This is a genomic window from Zobellia laminariae, from assembly GCF_030553095.1.
GTDB lineage: Bacteria > Bacteroidota > Bacteroidia > Flavobacteriales > Flavobacteriaceae > Zobellia > Zobellia laminariae.
In genome coordinates this window covers 3,744,778-3,761,175 of sequence record NZ_CP130738.1, presented here as the reverse complement: position 1 = coordinate 3,761,175, position 16,398 = coordinate 3,744,778, and the positions used below count along the sequence as shown (strand labels likewise).

The window sequence follows — 16,398 nt, the reverse complement described above, 5'->3', positions numbered from 1 at the left end:
ATGTTTAGTGTTTATTATTTTTTTGGTACAATACGTTCAACCTTGCCTACAATAAAAGTGTAAGATATAAAGCCAAGTAGCGCTATGCCTCCTATGAAAAAGAGAGCAGGACTAAAATCCCCATCTTCCACCAAATAACCAATTACAATCGGTACAACTACACCTGCTAGACCTCCAATAAAATTAAACGCCCCACCGGTAAGTCCTATTAGTTTTTTAGGTGCCATTAGAGAAATAAATATCCAAGCAATACTTGCCAAACCATTACCAAAAAAGGCTAAAGCTAAAAACAGTATTACAAAGAAAGTACTATCTGTATAGTTCGCTCCAATAATACAAGTAGATAAAAGCATACCAATGATGATAGGTGTCTTTCTTGCGATTTCAACGGAATACCCTTTCTTAATTAAATAGTCAGATGAAAAACCGGACAGAAGCACTCCAAAGAAAGCTGCTAAAAAAGGTATTGAAGCCAAGAATCCAGATTTTAGAAAATCTAATCCCCTAAACTCCACCAAATACGTTGGAAACCAAGTGAGGAAAAATATAGTTGTAGCTCCCAAGCAGAATTGACCAATATAAAGTCCCCAAAGTTTTCTATAAATGAAAGCTTGCTTGAAATCATTCCAATCAAACTTTTTCTTCTCTTCTTTCTTAACGTCATTTTTACCAATAAGTCCACCACCTTTTTCTATATGATCAAGCTCAGCTTTATTTATAGATTTGTGATTTTGCGGATTACGATAGAAAAAATACCAAATTGCTGCCCATACAAGGCCTATAATACCTGAAATAACAAAGAGACCTCTCCATCCAAAATAGCTTTGGATCGCCACTAAAACAGGGGTTAGAAAAGCAAGGCCCAAAAATTGACCGGATGTATATATAGCAATTGCAGATGCTCGTTCATCTTCTGGAAACCACCTAGTAACTACTAAATTATTTATTGGATAAGAAGGAGCTTCAAATATTCCAATACTAGCTCTTAGGCCAATTAAAGCACCAAATGAGCTAACCATACCTTGTATAAGGGTTGCCACAGACCACAAGGCCATCATTATAGAATACAATATTCGGGTAGGAAATTTGTCCGCTATGATTCCTCCTAATTTGCAGACAAGCATACGTCCAAGCAAAGGCAGAAAACACATAACCCATTTGCACGTTACTAAGTCCCATATCTTCTTTCATTGCAAAAGCTGCAACAGAGATATTACTTCTATCTAGATAATTAATAACCACGGTAATGAAAACCATGGCCAATATATTATAACGTTTCTTCGTAGAATTTGAGGCTTGATTTAAATTGGTCATTTACTTAGTTGTATTATTTCTTAATTAAACGGTCGGTTGTTATTCTGTTATTTTTTCATGAAATAAGCAAGACGAAATATCCTACTTAAATTTAAAAAGTGTCAATATAACAATTAATAATTGTATTCTAAAGTGTAGAAACATTATTAATTTTTATTAGTTGTAAAAGTTGATACTAAAAAGAAACGGCAACAGGATCAAATACCCTGCTGCCGTTTACAAACAACTAACTCAACTAGTTTATTTTATATCCTTTTTAATAGGCTGGATCTTGTACTAATATTCCTTGCTGTAAATCAATTTGTGTTTGCGGTACAGGCCAATGATCATCTTGACCATCTGTATAGTTTGCCCCTTGCAACCAAGGAAGTTTACCATCACTTAATTCAGATTGTAAATATTTACTAATAGTTGGCTCATCAATTCCCCAACGTACCAAGTCTTGAAAACGCATTCCTTCTAAAGCAAATTCCAAACGCATTTCGTGATAAATTGCTTTTCTAGCGTAGTCCTGATTTGGAAAAGATGCGTACAGACCTAAATTATAATTAGCTGCAGGCTGATCTTCATCTATGTCTAACTCATATCCACTTTCAAAAGTGGTGTTATTTACTTTCCCCATTACCAAATCATCTTGAGCACGCTCGCGAATTTCGTTTACCAAGTCTTTAGCCAAACCAAGGTCGTTTTCTTCCATAGCCACCTCTGCTCGCCATAAGATAACATGGCTTAATCTGAATATGCGTAGATTATTACCGTTAAGACCATTTGACCAAGTAGGACTTGAAATGGAAATAACCCCTTTATTTCTCTTATAGAACATGATTTTCTTGTTCAAGAAAGGCCCCATACCAGCTTGATCTAACATCCAATCACTACCGGACATTGGTCCCCAATCCAAAAATGGAATACCTCTTCTACCAATAGTCCAATCTACTCTAGGGTCAAGTGACTCAGCAGTTGGCGTGAAAGGTTCGGTATCTAGAACACCGTAATCTTCTAAAAGTAAATCGTCCTGAAAAGTATCGAACAATGGTAAACCATCTGCATCTGTTTTAAAAGCATTGAACAGGTCAAAACTTGGTGCACTGTATGCACAACAAGACCCAATATCACTACCTCTAGGAAACAAAGTTCTATGATCGGCACCACTATTGGCATCTCCTGCTCCATCATTCACAGTGTACTGAACTTCTAAAATACTCTCTGCATTGTTCTGTTTTTCTTCATCAAAATTATCATAGTAATGATCCATTAATTGAAATGGGCCATTATCAATAATGTCATTTAAATAAGGTTTTGCTTCCGTAAATTCTTGTTGAAACATATGAACACGAGCCAAAAGTGCTTTGGCTGCCCAACGAGATGCCCGACCTATTTCAACTTCTTCGGCCATACCATTATCAATACCCCATTTAAGATCAGCTTCTATATTATCCCAAACTTCTTCACTGTTAGTTACTTCCTTAGCAACTACATCATCGGTAATATATGGTATTTTCTCAATCTTACTACGGAGTTGAAAATGGTACCAAGCTCTTAACCAACGTGCTTCAGCTTCTAGTTGAACAGCTACGGCAGGCTCCACATTATCTCCCGCTTTTTTCAAAACTCTAATTGCATCATTTGATCTAGCAATTGCATCATAGTTTGCTGCCCACAATCCATCTAACCAAGGGTTAGAAGCATCAGCTTCATATCTTTCTATAAGGTTGATAGGACTCCAGCCACCCGTTTGATCACCACGGTGCATATCATCGGAAGGAACATCTCCCCAGACCCAGTTCATAGCAGATGCCTCTCCTTGACCTCCTGCTTCTCCGGCAGCATATCCATCCAATCTAGAATACGCGCCAACAAGGAGAAGATCTACCCCATTTTCAGTTGTCAATATTTCTTCGCTTACCGCTCCTTTGGGCTTTTCCTCAAGAAACTCCTCTCCACATGACCAGGATAGGGCCATAACCGTAGCAAGCAATCCGGTTTTTATAAATATATTATTTTTCATCTTTTTCAATTTTTTATTTTATAATGAGATATTAAGACCAAATATGATCTGTCTTGGCGATGGCCAAGTACCCAAATCTAAACCTCTATCGATATCACTTGAAAAACCTGAGTCTGGATCGTCATATAAAGCAATTTCAGGATCTAAACCAGAGTAATCCGATATGGTGAACAGGTTGGTACCCATTACATAGATTCTCATAGAAGCCAGACTCATTTTATCTAAAATTTTGTTTGGTACGTTAAAGCCTATTTGCGCATTTTGCAAACGAATGTATGAGGCGTCTTCAACTAAATCTGAATGGGTGTTTTGCTCAAAACTTGTCTGAGAAGATGCTTTTGGCAATACGGCATCAGCATTGTTCTCTAAATATGGGCTTCCCCAAGACTTATACAATCTATCTGGACTCTTAGGACCTTGAAAAAGTCCGTATCTAGTAAATCTATTGTAATAGTTAATAGCATCATTACCTTGGCTAGTATAGAAGCTAGCAGAGAAATCAAAACCTTTATACTCCATACTTAAATTAAGTCCTGCTGTAAAATCCGGATTTGGATTACCAATGTAGGTTCTATCGTCTGGAGTAATATCTCCACTACCATCAACATCTTTAATTTTCAAGTTTCCATACTGGTTATACGTACCATTTTCCGGGTGCATCTGCCTCCCCTTGAGTTTGAAAAATTCCCTCTACAACATACCCGTAAAATTCAGGAAATGCAGTACCTGTCTCTACTCTAGAATACGTCTGAGCCCTTTGGTTTCTACCAACAATAAATTCACCATCTGTTTCAGACAAAGACTCAACCTCATTTTTATAAGTTGAGAAAATAACACCCACGTTATATTTGAAATCTCCTTCTTCAGTTCCACCGCCTCTATAACCTAGTTCTATATCAACACCTTTGTTTGCCATGGTTCCGATATTTACACTTGGTGCAGTTGCAAATCCTTCTACTGCTGGTATAGCAATAGGGAATAACATATCTTTTGTATCCTTGTTCCAAACATCTACCGTAAGATTAACACGATTGAACAATGTTGCATCAACAGCAAAGTTTGTAGAAGTAGTAGTCTCCCATTTAGCATCAGGATTTCCTATAGCTGAAGATTGGAACCCTTGTTTAATTATGCCATCAGCACCACCTAAACCGTAAAATGAGCTACCTAAGTCTGAACTAAAAGTACTGAAACCATTATAGTTCCCTATTTGGTCATTACCAGATTGTCCCCAACCAGCACGTAGTTTTAAGTAGTTTAACCAACTGCTATCGGCCAAGAAGTTTTCTCTAGAAACAACCCATCCACCAGAGATAGCCGGGAAATTACCCCATCTATTATTAGCACCAAACCTAGAAGAACCATCACGTCTAACCGTGGCCTCTATCATGTACTTATCGTCATATGAATAATACAAACGGCCAAAATATGAGTTTAGAGCCCATGCAGCAGCTTCGCCACTATTCGTTTGGTTTTCCGACCCTGAACTAAGAATAAAGAAATCATCATCAGTAGAAATAAAACTTTCTCTACCTGCGGCAATTTGGTCATATCTAAACCTTGTAGATTCCGTTCCTAATAAAACATCTAGTTTATGTACATCATTAAAAGTCTTAGTGTAGTTTAAAGTGTTGGTAAAGTTCCACGTTAAATTATCTCCTCTAGTCTCTGTTAATGTATGTCCTGCCGTACCATTGGTATTCTCTAAATCTGCAAACCTAGGGTCATGATTTGAATACCAATTCATGTTATACCCTAAAAGAGATTTGAACGTTAGGTTATTAGCCGGTTTAATCTCTACAAAAACATTACCTGTTACATTCAAAGTTGTTCTCTTATCCTTGCGCTCTCTAAAGTTGTTTGCCACAGGATTTGGACCATCATTTAATCCGCCACCTACAACACCACCGGCATAGTTTCCAGCAATATCTCTAACAGGAATTAAAGGGCTAGTCTCAATAATGCTATTAAAACCAACAGTGTTCCCTTTAGATTCACTTAAGGTAACCCCTAAACGTTCACCAATTTTTAACCAATCCTTTACTTGAGAATCTATATTGGCACGTATAGCATATCTATTATAAGAATTGTCTCGTAATATCCCCTCTTCTTTAAAATAATTGGCACTTAAAGCATACGTTGTTTTTTCTGAACCTCCTGATACAGACAATACAAAATCTTGTATTAATGCAGGTTGATACAACTCTTCCATCCAATCCGTTCCTTCTTGATTAGTTTTAGTAATCGGATAATTTACTTGGTCGTATAATGCCGGATTTGTTGATGCATCACCATTAGATGCTCCGTTTGGAAACAAATAATCATTTACTTGAGTTGCTTGAATATTATTAGGATCAAAGCTAAAATGCGCGTGATTTGGAGCAATACCATCATTGGTCTGTTCCAACCAAATTTGTTGTCCGATTAAATTAGGATCGGTAACTAAATCATATCTAGAGGTAGACGTACCCATACCGCTCCTTAAGTTGATGTCTATTTTGGCTGGTTGCGCTTTTCTACCCGTTGTGGTGGTTATTAAGATTACACCATTTGCACCTCTTGAACCGTAAATAGCAGTAGAAGAAGCATCTTTTAATACCTGCATAGATTCAATTTGGCTTGTTGGTGGTGGCGATGCACCAAAAACTCCATCTACAACATACAAAGGTCCGTTTCCGTTAATAGTACCTAAACCACGAATTCTTACCTGAGCATTTTGCCCTGGTCTTGCAGAAGCATTTACCGTTACACCAGCAGCACTACCTTGGAGTGCTCTAGTTGCATCAGATGATGCTTGTTGTTCTATATATGCGGTCTTTACCGTACTTACTGCACCAGTTACATCTGCCTTTTTTCTGGAGCCATAACCAATTACCACAACCTCGTCCAATAATTGGGAATCTGGTTGCAACTGTACATTAATAGTTGTGCCACTTTCTACAGTTACTTCTTTAGTAGTATATCCGGTATAAGATATAGCCAAAACATCTCCTGTTTTTGCTGCAAGGGAGAAGTTTCCATCAAAGTCTGTTACTACCCCGTTGGTTGTTCCTTTTACTAGAACATTTGCCCCGAACATGGGTTGATTAAGTTCATCGGTAATAGTTCCACTTACATTAGAGTCTTGTGCAAATCCAATAGAAGCACAAGTCAACATAAGCCCAAACAATAACCAATGTTTGTGTTTTGTGAGTTGTTTGAATAAACATTCTTTCATAATCATGCCTGTTTTTTGTTAGTTAGTATTTTGACCAAACAACAGAAATTGGATTAAAAAATTAGGATTTTCACTTTAAAAACCTTTCTCTGATGAGGAATCAATAATTATATTGTCAAAGAAAGTATATTGTGCTAGTTAGGACTCGGCAATAAATGGTCAAAATCGGGTAATTATAGGTCACTTGGTTTTTTATGACCTGTAATTACCTGAGCATGAACTTATATTACCCATTCTGTTAAGAGTCTTTCCGTATTTTGACCATTAATACACAAACCCTATTATGTTTAGTTTCTCTGTAAAAGATGTAGCGTTTATTGCTTTGGATTCCATGAAAACGAAATGGAGTTTGGGATTACTCGGTTGTTTGCTTTTGTTTTTATTTTCTTGTGATAAAACAGAACAGAAACCGATAGATGAGGCGAAGACATTATTCACCTTAGTAGACCCAAAAGATTCGGGCATACATTTTTCAAATACCTTAAAAGAAACCGCGAAGGAAAACCACCTAGTAAATGAAAATTTTGTTACTGGTGCAGGTGTAGCTATTGGTGATATAAATAATGATGGCCTACCCGATATTTATTTTTCCGGCAATCAGGTACATGACAAATTATACCTTAATAAAGGAGATATGCTATTTGAAGATGTCACTGATACGGCTGGCATTCTAAAAAGTGATAGCTGGTCTACCGGTGTCACATTTGCAGATGTAAATGGAGATGGGTTCCAAGACATCTACATATGCAAAAACGAACAAGGCAACAGAGACAAGAGTGCCAATTTACTATACATAAATTCTGGCAAAGGTACATTCCATAAATGGCTGCGCATTATGGTTTGAATGATAAGGGCTATTCAATTCAGGCGAGTTTTCTAGACTATGATAAAAATGGACTTCTTGACCTTTATGTAATAAACCAACCTCCTGGTATGGTAATAGACAAGGCGGTAAAAAGAGACGAATAGGCTCCAACCCTATGTATAGTGATAAACTCTACCGAAACTTGGGGAAGAACATTGGTTTTATTGAAGTTTCTCCCGTTACCAAAACAGAGAACATGGCCTTTGGTTTATCCGTAGCTGTGGGAGACCTTAATAATGATGGCTGGCAAGATATGTACGTTGCTAACGACTATAATGAACCGGATTTTTATTATATAAATGACCAAAAAGGAGGATTTAAAGAAGACCTGAAAAATCACTTTAAACACATTTCCAATTTTAGTATGGGTACTGATATTGCCGATTTTGATAATGACGGCAACCTAGATATTATGGTGTTGGATATGGTTGCTGAAGACCATAAACGTATCAAAACTAATATGGGCGGTATGAATCCAGAAAATTTCTGGAACATGGTTAATGAAGGTGGGCATTACCAATACATGTTTAACACGCTACAACGAAATAATGGCAATGGCTCTTTTAGCGATGTTGCACAAATGGCAGGCGTATCCAATACAGATTGGAGTTGGGGACCATTAATTGCCGATTTTGACAATGATGGCCTAAAAGACATTTTTGTTACCAATGGCATTAAGCGGAACATGCGTAATAGTGATGTAAATAAAAAGTACGAACGTATTTTAGATAGCATTGATAAGGTTGCAAAAAAGACAAATAAAAAATTTGAAGATGTAGTAGATATTTTGGCGTTGACCAAAATTGCTCCAGAAGACAAGCTTCAGAACTATGTTTACAAAAATAACGGTGACATCACTTTTACCAAACAAAATAAAGAATGGGGATTTGAACTTGAAACCTTATCCAATGGTGCGGCATACGCAGATTTAGATCAAGATGGAGATTTAGACCTTGTTATAAATAATATAGACGAAAAGGCATTCATCTATAAAAATCATACGGTAGAGAAGAATATTGGAAACTATCTTAGACTCAACCTGCACCCCACTTCACAGACTGAAGCTTTAAGCAGTAAAGTTTCTCTTTATAAGGACACCGATCTTTGGCAGACCATAGAAGTAACCAATGTACGTGGTTATATGTCCAAAAGTGAAAATACGGCGCATTTTGGAGTTAGCACCTTGAAAGAAATTGAAAAAATCAGGATTCAATGGCCTAACGGCCAAATAAGTGAGCTTAAAAATGTTCGCTCAAATCAGTCGTTAGATATTTATCAGAAAAACGAAGAATTTGTAAATACTTCAAATATTCTTATCAAGCCTATTTTCAGTGAGAAAACAATCAAAAAAAATCTAAAGTACAAGCATACAGAAAATGAATTTGACGATTACCAGAAACAAGTTCTTTTGCCACACAAGATGTCTCAATTTGGACCAACTATAGCTGTAGCAGATGTTAATTCGGACGGACTGGAGGATTTTTACGTTGGTGGGGCTTCGGGTAAAAGCGGAGTGTTATTCGTTCAAAACACTAGGGGTAATTTTGATTCAATACTACAACAAAATTTTCTAATCGATAAAATGTCCGAAGACTTAGGCAGTGTCTTTTTTGATATTGATAATGATGGTGACCAAGACCTATTTGTTGTTAGTGGTGGGTACGAATTTCAGGAAAATAGTAAAAACCTCCAAGACCGAATATACATTAACGATGGAACAGGCTATTTTAAAAAAGATAGCAGTAGACTACCAAAATATTTGGATAGTGGCTCACAAGTTATTCCTGCGGATTATGATAATGACGGAGATGTAGACTTGTTTGTAAGCGGTAGACAAATACCTTAAGGCAAATACCCCTCACCTGCCCATAGTACTTTATTACAAAATGAAAATGGATATCTAAAAAACGTAACAGCTGCTAAAGCACCTGGTTTTAAAAACCTGGTATGGTGACATCCGCTCAATGGGCACACATAAATTATGATGAAAAACTAGACCTGATTATTGTGGGTGAATGGATGCCTATTACCACATTTTTACAGACCGAAAACGGAACTTTTGAACCCGCTTTAATGGAAGGTTTAGAAAAAACCGATGGATGGTATTATAATGTTACCAAAGCAGACATGGATGATGATGGTGATGATGATTTCATAGTAGGTAATCTGGGTTTGAATTATAAATATAAAGCATCACCTGAACATCCTTTTCAAGTGCATAGTGCGGATTTTGATAAAAATGGAAAACAAGATATTGTCCTTAGTTATTTTGAAGAAGGCGAAGTTTACCCCATTAGAGGACGGTCTTGTTCCGTTGAGCAAATACCAGAGTTAGACTCTAAATTTCCCACTTTTGAATCTTTTGGAGATTCTGATTTACAGGACATTTATGGAGACCAATTAAACAATGCTCTTCACTTATCCGCATATACTTTTGCGTCCTATTATATTGAAAATATTGATGGGAAATCATTTCAACTACACGAGCTACCAAAACTGGCGCAAGTATCTAGCATAAACACCATCCTCGCAGAAGATTTTGATAAAGACGGCCATAAGGACTTACTGATTGCCGGAAATTTATTTACCTCCGAGATTGAAACTCCACGGAACGATGCCGGCGTAGGTCTATTTCTTAAGGGCAACGGAAAAGGAGATTTTACTCCAATTACAGCCACACAAAGTGGGTTTTACGCTCCTTTTGATGTCAAAAACATGAAAGTTATTAAGACGGGTAATAAATCCAATATACTGGTTGGTAACAATGATCACTACTTGCAACTTATAGAATATAACTAAAACACGTATTGAGCGGTCGAAGCAAAGAAGAACTTAACAATTAATATCTAACCAAACTCACCCAATTAAAGAATGAAGAAAACCCTATTTAGCATGGTATCATTAACATTGTTGATATCCTGTAACCAGACAAAAGAAGAAAGCCAAAATAAACCAACAACCCCAGAAATAGTTCAAGTAGATTTTCCTTATGGCAACGTACCAAGGGAAAAGCCCGACAGAAAATTAAGTGCTGCCTTTGAGCGTATATATGATGGTACGTATGGCGGACTAGAAGTAACGTCCAACGAGCTTTTTTCAAACTTTAAATATACTCCCTTAGAAGGTTTTGACTACCACGGTCACGATGGCACAGTTTCCCGTAGAGACGCTAGTAAAGTAATAAAAGTAGACGATACCTATTATTTTTGGTATACACATCGTGAGACCAGTGTTCCTCCTGATGAAAATGGTGGAAACGATACTATACCTTCCCGAGACTGGGATTTATCAGAAATATGGTATGCAACAAGTAAAGACGGTTTCACTTGGAAAGAACAAGGTGTTGCTGTTACAAGAACTGAAAAACCAAACCCGGGTTGGCGCTCCGTCTCTACACCAGACATTTTAGTTTACAAAGGAAAATACTACTTGTATTACCAAGCTTATTTAAACATGCCAAGGCACCATATAACTAAAGGAGACGATTGTCCAGTAGCAGCATCTGTTGCAGACTCTCCTAATGGCCCTTGGACACCTTCTAACAAAATTGTTCTTGATAATGGCCCCGAAGGTTCATGGGATCAATATGTAATTCATGACCCTTACCCACTTGTACGTGACGGGAAAATATATATCTACTACAAAGGAGAGATGGGCGGTAATCCTAAAGTTCGTGCTCAAGGTCTTGCAATTTCTGAGAATCCTTTTGGCCCTTTCAAAAAACACCCTTTAAATCCGGTTATAAATTCTGGTCATGAGACTGCGCTTTTCCCTTTTAAAAAAGGGCTTGCAGCATTGGTAAGTCGCCATGGTCTAGAACACAATACTATACAATACGCACCAGACGGAGTTAATTTTGAAGTGGCCGCTATTACAGGGTTAATGCCAATTGCACCTACCCATACGTTCCGGATGCATTTACAAACACCAAAGATGGCCGTGGTATTTCTTGGGGACTTTGCCATTTTAGAAATGTAGGGAAAGCAGAAGGTAAAAGCCATAGCTATTTTGCAAGGTTTGATTGTGACCTTAGTTTAGATGTGGACGACCCGCTTATGAAAGAAAGCGACATATTGAATCACCCAGATATTTATTTCCAATTTGGGCTTACCTATGAACAACGAAAGCGCATTAATCAGTCGAAATAACTTTAATTCCAAAATAAACAAAAGCCCAATTTCCTTAGAAATTGGGCTTTTGTTTTTGTAATAACCTTGTGCTATTTATCGGCCTTAATCTTCAATATTAATCCACCTGTTTTTAACCCTTCAGATTCTGCGGATATGGTTACATCTCCTGCATCAAAATTAGATTGTACTACAAGAAGACAGCGCCCTTTATCCGTTACAATTTCAGTAGATTGATAATCCTGAACATTCCTAGCCGAACCATTATCTACGCCTAATAATTTTACGTCTCCAGAAATAGAGAAAGAAATTTCTGAGTTGATATGTTTTACCGGATTACCATCTAAATCTATAATTTGAGCCACTATATGGGCCACATCATAGGCATTGGCAGACAATTCACTTTTATCCACTGAAAGTTGAACAGCATGAGGTTCTTTGGCTGTTTTCAATTGAGCAATTGCATCTACTTTTTTTCCATCAATATAACCTTCAGCCTTTAATTCTCCCTCTGCAAACGGAACGGACCATTTATAGATATGGTCGTCAAAATCCGCTAGCTTTTTTCTCCCTACCGAAGCATCGTTTAAAAAAAGTTCCACTTCATCACAATTGGAGTATACCTCTACTACCGTAGATTCATTAGCACTATAATTCCAATGTTCATTAGTCTCATGCCAAAACCACAATGCTTTTTCCCACGAGTTCTCTTTCTTTTCTACAGGTTCGCCGGCACCATTCAATTTATAGATTGATTTCTCCAAAGACTGCGTAGTTAAGTGCAAATGCGGAGCATCATTCCACAAGGTTTTCATCATATGATATGATGTCTTTTCAAAACCGGCTTGATTTAATAACCCGCTTTGCGTACCCTTTTTGGGCCAACCTCCATTAGATTCACCCATATAATCAATTCCCGTCCAAAGGAAAAGACCAGAAATAAACGAACGCTCCATAACCGCTTTCCACTCGTGCCATTGCGGAAGATTCTCGGTTCCCATGATAACTTTGTTCGGATAGTTCTTGTGGCCATAATCATAAATCACCCGTCGGTAACTGTAGCCCACCACGTCCAGCACATCGGCGTAGCCAGAGAGATGACTTGCAGAAGGCAAAATACAATTAGCCGTTATATATCGTGTAGTATCCAATTCCCTCGTCCATTTTGCCAATTTTTTCGCAGTTTCCCCTATATCATATTTCTCTTTGGGCAAGGTATTTAGCTTCTCTTTTATCTGTTCTACTGAATACGGAGGTTCTGAAAAAAAGTAATTGCCCTGCCATCCCATATTATTAAAAAAACCGGTGGCTTCGGCATTTCGTGGATATGTCCATTCTATTTCATTCCCTATACTCCATTGAATAATACTTGGGTGATTTCTATGAGCCAAAACCGTATTCTTTAAGTCCTTTTCGGCCCACTCTTGAAAATGTTCTGTGTAGCCTCTGGTAATATAATCTACACTCTGCTCGTTCATGTTTTTTCTTTTGTCCTTGGGATTGTCCCATTCATCAAAAAACTCGTCCTGAACCAGAAACCCCATTTCGTCACACAGGTCTAAAAATGCTTGTGAACCAGGATTGTGTGAAATTCTAATGGCGTTGCACCCTGCTTCTTTTAATTTCCCCAGACGTCTTCTCCATACGTCATCGGGAACGGCAGCGCCTACCAGTCCGCCATCGTGATGCAGGCAAACCCCTTTAATTTTTCTATTCTTTCCGTTTAGAAAAAACCCTTCATTAGCATCAAAACGGATGGACCGCACGCCAAAAACAGTTTCTTGCTGGTCTATGATTTCACCTTCATAAAGAATTGAAGTTACCGCTTTGTAGCGGTAAGGATTATCAACATCCCACAAAACGGGATTTTCAATAGACACGGACTGCAATGCAACCGTTTGGCTATTCCCTTGAGTTTCAATAGGGGTTGTATCGTCATTTACCTTTTGTCCTTCTTGATTGTAAATCTCCGTTCGCAGTTCTACTTTTTTATCCTCTGGAAAATCATTCTTAATTTGAACTGAAACAGATACTTCTGCCGTCTTCTCTTCTATTTTTGGGGTGGTCACGAATACACCCCAAATAGGTATGTGCAATTTATTCTTCACCAATAGTTTTACATCCCTATAAATACCCGAACCTGTATACCAGCGACTATCTGCATAACGGGTTCTATCTACTTTCACCTCGATTAAATTCGAATCCTTTTCCGTATTTAAATAAGATGAAATATCGAAGTAAAAAGGAGAATACCCATACGGATGAATACCAACTTTTTCTCCGTTTAAAACTACTTCTGAGTTATTATAAACGCCATCAAACAAAATGTATGCTTTCTCATCTGGTTGTAATTGAAGTGGGAATTTTTTCTGATATAATCCCGTACCTCCGGGAAGATACCCCGTAGCTCCTTCTCCATTAATCGAATCAAAAGAAGCTTCAACGCTCCAGTCATGTGGAAGCCTAACACTTTTCCATTCAGCTGTATTCCCTGTAGTATCCACCAACTGAAACTGCCAATTGAAATTAAAATCCGTGGATACCTGTGCTAGATGGTTTTTGGATGGATTATCATTATTGCAAGAGATTAACAAATAACCAATTAATGTAAGACATAAAAGACAATTTTTCATAAGCTTATCGTTTACTATATGAATCAAAAAAGCCCAATTGAAAAGCTAATAACAACTGGGCTAACTACTAAAAATTTACTTTTTATATTTTCAATTGAGGAGTTGTTTTACCCCAAGCCATTTGCATAAGCAACTATTACAATTCCTGCAATCATACAAGCAAGACCACCATATAACATGTTCCTTGCTTTTGGTGATGCACTTACCCATTCTTTGGTAATCAAACCACTAACTATAGCGGTCGCCACGGCAGAGGTGTTGAAAATAGCATAGCCTACGGTGTTACCGGAAGCTCCCAATTTAAAGGCAGCATATGCAAAAAGAGCGGATGCCGCATAATGAAAAACTGCCATTATTAGAATAAGGAACAAATTCTTTCCGAAGGCAGGTGTTTTGAAATCTCCCCAAGCTTTTTTGACGTTTAATTGCCAAAGAAAATAAGCTGTCATTACAATACCTCCACTAAGGAAAATAGGAAACATTACCGCCACAGCAGTAATCCAATCGGCATTACCCTGAGCAATACTCGCTTCATGTAAATAAGGCCGTCCTGCTGCATTAGCGTAACTAAAACCTGTTGCCAATAGACCGCCAACAACGGCAATCATAATACCGGTAACCATAGAACCTTTAGCCGATGTACCATCTTTAGATTCTATTTTGGCTTCATCCTTTTCACGGGTAAGACCTGCTTTCCCGTTTAAGATAACCCCTAATAAAACTACCAGAATACCGACTAAAATAAAGGTCAATACGTTTGATGGTGGTAACCCGTCCTCAATGAATGGTAAGAGTGAACCTACCAATATAATAGTACCTATAAAGATGGAGAAACCAAGCGAAAGGCCAATATGGTTAATTGCCTTACTCCACATCATAACTCCAATACCCCAAAGAAAACTGGTAAGTCCCATTTTTACCCAGATATCAGTTGGCATATTTCCAAAAATCTCTCCAAACCCTTGAATTAGGGTTACCGAAGCAATAATAGGCACAACAAACATGGTCAGGAGAAAAAAGAGACTCCATGTATTTTCATATTTAAAGTCCTTTGTAAACTTTTCAGGAAGGGCGTAAAGGCCCAACATTAATCCGGCGAAAATTGCCAATAATACTCCTTCGGTCATAATTTGAATATTTAATTAAGGTCTAGTGTACATGACCCAATTTTATTTACCAGTTGAATTTAAAAATAGTAGTACTGTCATATGATTCTTCCGCTTTTAAAATACTCTTAGGAGCGTTCTTAATATTCATTCCGTTCGGGTAGCGATGCGTTTCACAACAGAAACCACGGTATTTCCCGTATTGTAATCCTGATTCCCGCTGTAGCTCATCAGAAGTATATTTACCTGTGTACAATAACATTCCAGGTTCTGTGGTAAAAACTTCCACAGAACGCCCGCTTTTGGGCTCTGTTATCTCTGCTACTTTATCCAACTCAAACCCTTTATCCTCAAAAAGATAAAAATGTTCAAAACCATCTCCCATAGCCTCATGAACTTCTTTTATGGTCTTAGCAGATTGTAAATCATCGGCTTTGCCAACAACAGAAACATTTTCTCCCGTTGCTGCACCTGTCTCATCCCAAACTTGTTTGGTACTTGACTTTATCATTACGGAGTGACCCTCAACATTTTCTGCAAATCCTGAAAGATTAAAATACGAGTGATTCGTAATAGTGAAAGGCGTGTCTTGGTCGGTTATTGCGCCATACTGTATTTTAAGTTCGTTCTCGTTTGTTAATGAGAAAGTCACCTGAACCGTAATATTACTGCCAAAAACCCTCTTCAAGGTGTTTACTTTTTAGTTCCATTTGAACAGTAGCTAATTCATTAGAAAACGAATTCACTTTCCATATTTTCTTATCAAAACCAACTTTACCTCCATGAAGGTTATTGTCTCCTACAATTTTTGCTAATTCATATTCCTTTCCGTTCAAAGAAAATTTAGCATCTTTTATTTGTGAGCAATAACGACCTACAGTTCCTCCAAAATAAGGAGCATTAGCTTTGTAGTCATCAGAAAAATAACTTTCAAACGTGTCAAAACCACAAACAATTTCTTCTATTTTCCCATCCTTATTCGGTAGGAGAATTGAAGTTATGGTAGCACCATAAGTAGAGATTTTTACGCTTACCCCATTATCATTTTCTAAGGTATATTGGTGAATAGCTTCTCCTTCAAGTACACCGAAATCCGTTTGCGTTGTTTTCATTTTCGTAAGCGTTTTG

At 37.6% G+C, this 16,398-nt stretch carries 14 protein-coding genes; 5 read left to right on the top strand and 9 right to left on the bottom strand.

Annotated elements, in window-relative coordinates:
- Nucleotides 1-14: 14 nt before the first annotated feature.
- The 5 genes from Q5W13_RS18015 to Q5W13_RS17995 form a co-directional block, all read right to left on the bottom strand.
- Entirely contained in the window at nucleotides 15-1,055 is a 1,041-nt protein-coding gene (locus Q5W13_RS18015) for an MFS transporter (RefSeq protein WP_438364193.1), read from the bottom strand.
- The gene (locus Q5W13_RS25765; RefSeq protein WP_304443944.1) at nucleotides 1,012-1,314 is read right to left on the bottom strand and encodes a hypothetical protein; all 303 of its coding nucleotides are present in this window, start codon (nucleotides 1,312-1,314) and stop codon (nucleotides 1,012-1,014) included. Before Q5W13_RS25765 ends, Q5W13_RS18015 begins: the two co-directional genes overlap by 44 nt.
- Nucleotides 1,315-1,570: 256 nt before the next feature.
- A complete protein-coding gene (locus Q5W13_RS18005; protein WP_304443943.1) occupies nucleotides 1,571-3,322 on the bottom strand; it encodes a RagB/SusD family nutrient uptake outer membrane protein in 1,752 nt (583 codons plus the stop codon).
- Nucleotides 3,323-3,340: 18 nt separating this feature from the next.
- Nucleotides 3,341-3,982 carry a hypothetical protein gene (locus Q5W13_RS18000; RefSeq protein WP_304443942.1) on the bottom strand — a complete coding sequence of 214 codons (642 nt, stop codon included), beginning with the start codon at nucleotides 3,980-3,982 and terminating at the stop codon, nucleotides 3,341-3,343.
- Nucleotides 3,957-6,539 carry a SusC/RagA family TonB-linked outer membrane protein gene (locus Q5W13_RS17995; RefSeq protein ID WP_304443941.1) on the bottom strand — a complete coding sequence of 861 codons (2,583 nt, stop codon included), beginning with the start codon at nucleotides 6,537-6,539 and terminating at the stop codon, nucleotides 3,957-3,959. The genes Q5W13_RS18000 and Q5W13_RS17995 overlap by 26 nt, the downstream gene beginning before the upstream one ends.
- Nucleotides 6,540-6,822: 283 nt before the next feature.
- Here Q5W13_RS17995 and Q5W13_RS17990 point away from each other — a divergent pair, with 283 nt between their 5' ends.
- From Q5W13_RS17990 to Q5W13_RS17970, 5 genes are all read left to right on the top strand, one after another.
- Nucleotides 6,823-7,383, top strand: a complete 561-nt coding sequence (locus Q5W13_RS17990) for an FG-GAP repeat domain-containing protein (protein ID WP_304443940.1) — start codon at nucleotides 6,823-6,825, stop codon at nucleotides 7,381-7,383.
- Nucleotides 7,362-7,508, top strand: a complete 147-nt coding sequence (locus Q5W13_RS17985; protein ID WP_304443939.1) for a hypothetical protein — start codon at nucleotides 7,362-7,364, stop codon at nucleotides 7,506-7,508. The genes Q5W13_RS17990 and Q5W13_RS17985 overlap by 22 nt, the downstream gene beginning before the upstream one ends.
- Nucleotides 7,509-7,519: 11 nt before the next feature.
- A complete protein-coding gene (locus tag Q5W13_RS17980; RefSeq protein ID WP_304443938.1) occupies nucleotides 7,520-9,250 on the top strand; it encodes a VCBS repeat-containing protein in 1,731 nt (576 codons plus the stop codon).
- 101 nt (nucleotides 9,251-9,351) lie between these two features.
- Nucleotides 9,352-10,203 (top strand): FG-GAP-like repeat-containing protein, encoded by an 852-nt coding sequence (locus tag Q5W13_RS17975; RefSeq protein ID WP_304443937.1) that lies wholly within the window; start codon nucleotides 9,352-9,354, stop codon nucleotides 10,201-10,203.
- Nucleotides 10,204-10,296: 93 nt separating this feature from the next.
- Nucleotides 10,297-11,382, top strand: coding sequence for a glycoside hydrolase family 117 protein (locus Q5W13_RS17970; RefSeq protein ID WP_304443936.1), 1,086 nt, complete (start codon nucleotides 10,297-10,299; stop codon nucleotides 11,380-11,382).
- Nucleotides 11,383-11,623: 241 nt separating this feature from the next.
- Here the strand turns inward: Q5W13_RS17970 and Q5W13_RS17965 are convergent, their stop codons facing one another.
- The 4 genes from Q5W13_RS17965 to Q5W13_RS25845 form a co-directional block, all read right to left on the bottom strand.
- On the bottom strand, nucleotides 11,624-14,164 hold the full coding sequence (locus Q5W13_RS17965; protein ID WP_304443935.1) for a glycoside hydrolase family 2 TIM barrel-domain containing protein: 2,541 nt from the start codon (nucleotides 14,162-14,164) through the stop codon (nucleotides 11,624-11,626).
- Nucleotides 14,165-14,271: 107 nt separating this feature from the next.
- Nucleotides 14,272-15,291 (bottom strand): L-rhamnose/proton symporter RhaT, encoded by a 1,020-nt coding sequence (locus Q5W13_RS17960; RefSeq protein ID WP_155595989.1) that lies wholly within the window; start codon nucleotides 15,289-15,291, stop codon nucleotides 14,272-14,274.
- Nucleotides 15,292-15,337: 46 nt separating this feature from the next.
- Entirely contained in the window at nucleotides 15,338-15,958 is a 621-nt protein-coding gene (locus Q5W13_RS25850) for an aldose epimerase family protein (protein ID WP_304443934.1), read from the bottom strand.
- Nucleotides 15,936-16,382, bottom strand: a complete 447-nt coding sequence (locus Q5W13_RS25845) for an aldose epimerase family protein (protein WP_304443933.1) — start codon at nucleotides 16,380-16,382, stop codon at nucleotides 15,936-15,938. Before Q5W13_RS25845 ends, Q5W13_RS25850 begins: the two co-directional genes overlap by 23 nt.
- Nucleotides 16,383-16,398 lie beyond the last annotated feature (16 nt).

Excerpts from the sequence above, each read along its gene's own strand:
- Q5W13_RS18005 (WP_304443943.1), bottom strand. The coding sequence starts at position 3,322 with ATGAAAAATAATATATTTATAAAAACCGGATTGCTTGCTACGGTTATG.
- Q5W13_RS17995 (WP_304443941.1), bottom strand. The coding sequence starts at position 6,539 with ATGAAAGAATGTTTATTCAAACAACTCACAAAACACAAACATTGGTTA.
- Q5W13_RS17980 (WP_304443938.1), top strand. The coding sequence starts at position 7,520 with ATGTATAGTGATAAACTCTACCGAAACTTGGGGAAGAACATTGGTTTT.
- Q5W13_RS25765 (WP_304443944.1), bottom strand. The coding sequence starts at position 1,314 with ATGACCAATTTAAATCAAGCCTCAAATTCTACGAAGAAACGTTATAAT.
- Q5W13_RS17965 (WP_304443935.1), bottom strand. The coding sequence starts at position 14,164 with ATGAAAAATTGTCTTTTATGTCTTACATTAATTGGTTATTTGTTAATC.
- Q5W13_RS18000 (WP_304443942.1), bottom strand. The coding sequence starts at position 3,982 with ATGCACCCGGAAAATGGTACGTATAACCAGTATGGAAACTTGAAAATT.
- Q5W13_RS18015 (WP_438364193.1), bottom strand. The coding sequence starts at position 1,055 with ATGGCCTTGTGGTCTGTGGCAACCCTTATACAAGGTATGGTTAGCTCA.
- Q5W13_RS17985 (WP_304443939.1), top strand. The coding sequence starts at position 7,362 with ATGGCTGCGCATTATGGTTTGAATGATAAGGGCTATTCAATTCAGGCG.
- Q5W13_RS17975 (WP_304443937.1), top strand. The coding sequence starts at position 9,352 with ATGGTGACATCCGCTCAATGGGCACACATAAATTATGATGAAAAACTA.
- Q5W13_RS17970 (WP_304443936.1), top strand. The coding sequence starts at position 10,297 with ATGGTATCATTAACATTGTTGATATCCTGTAACCAGACAAAAGAAGAA.
- Q5W13_RS17960 (WP_155595989.1), bottom strand. The coding sequence starts at position 15,291 with ATGACCGAAGGAGTATTATTGGCAATTTTCGCCGGATTAATGTTGGGC.
- Q5W13_RS17990 (WP_304443940.1), top strand. The coding sequence starts at position 6,823 with ATGTTTAGTTTCTCTGTAAAAGATGTAGCGTTTATTGCTTTGGATTCC.
- Q5W13_RS25845 (WP_304443933.1), bottom strand. The coding sequence starts at position 16,382 with ATGAAAACAACGCAAACGGATTTCGGTGTACTTGAAGGAGAAGCTATT.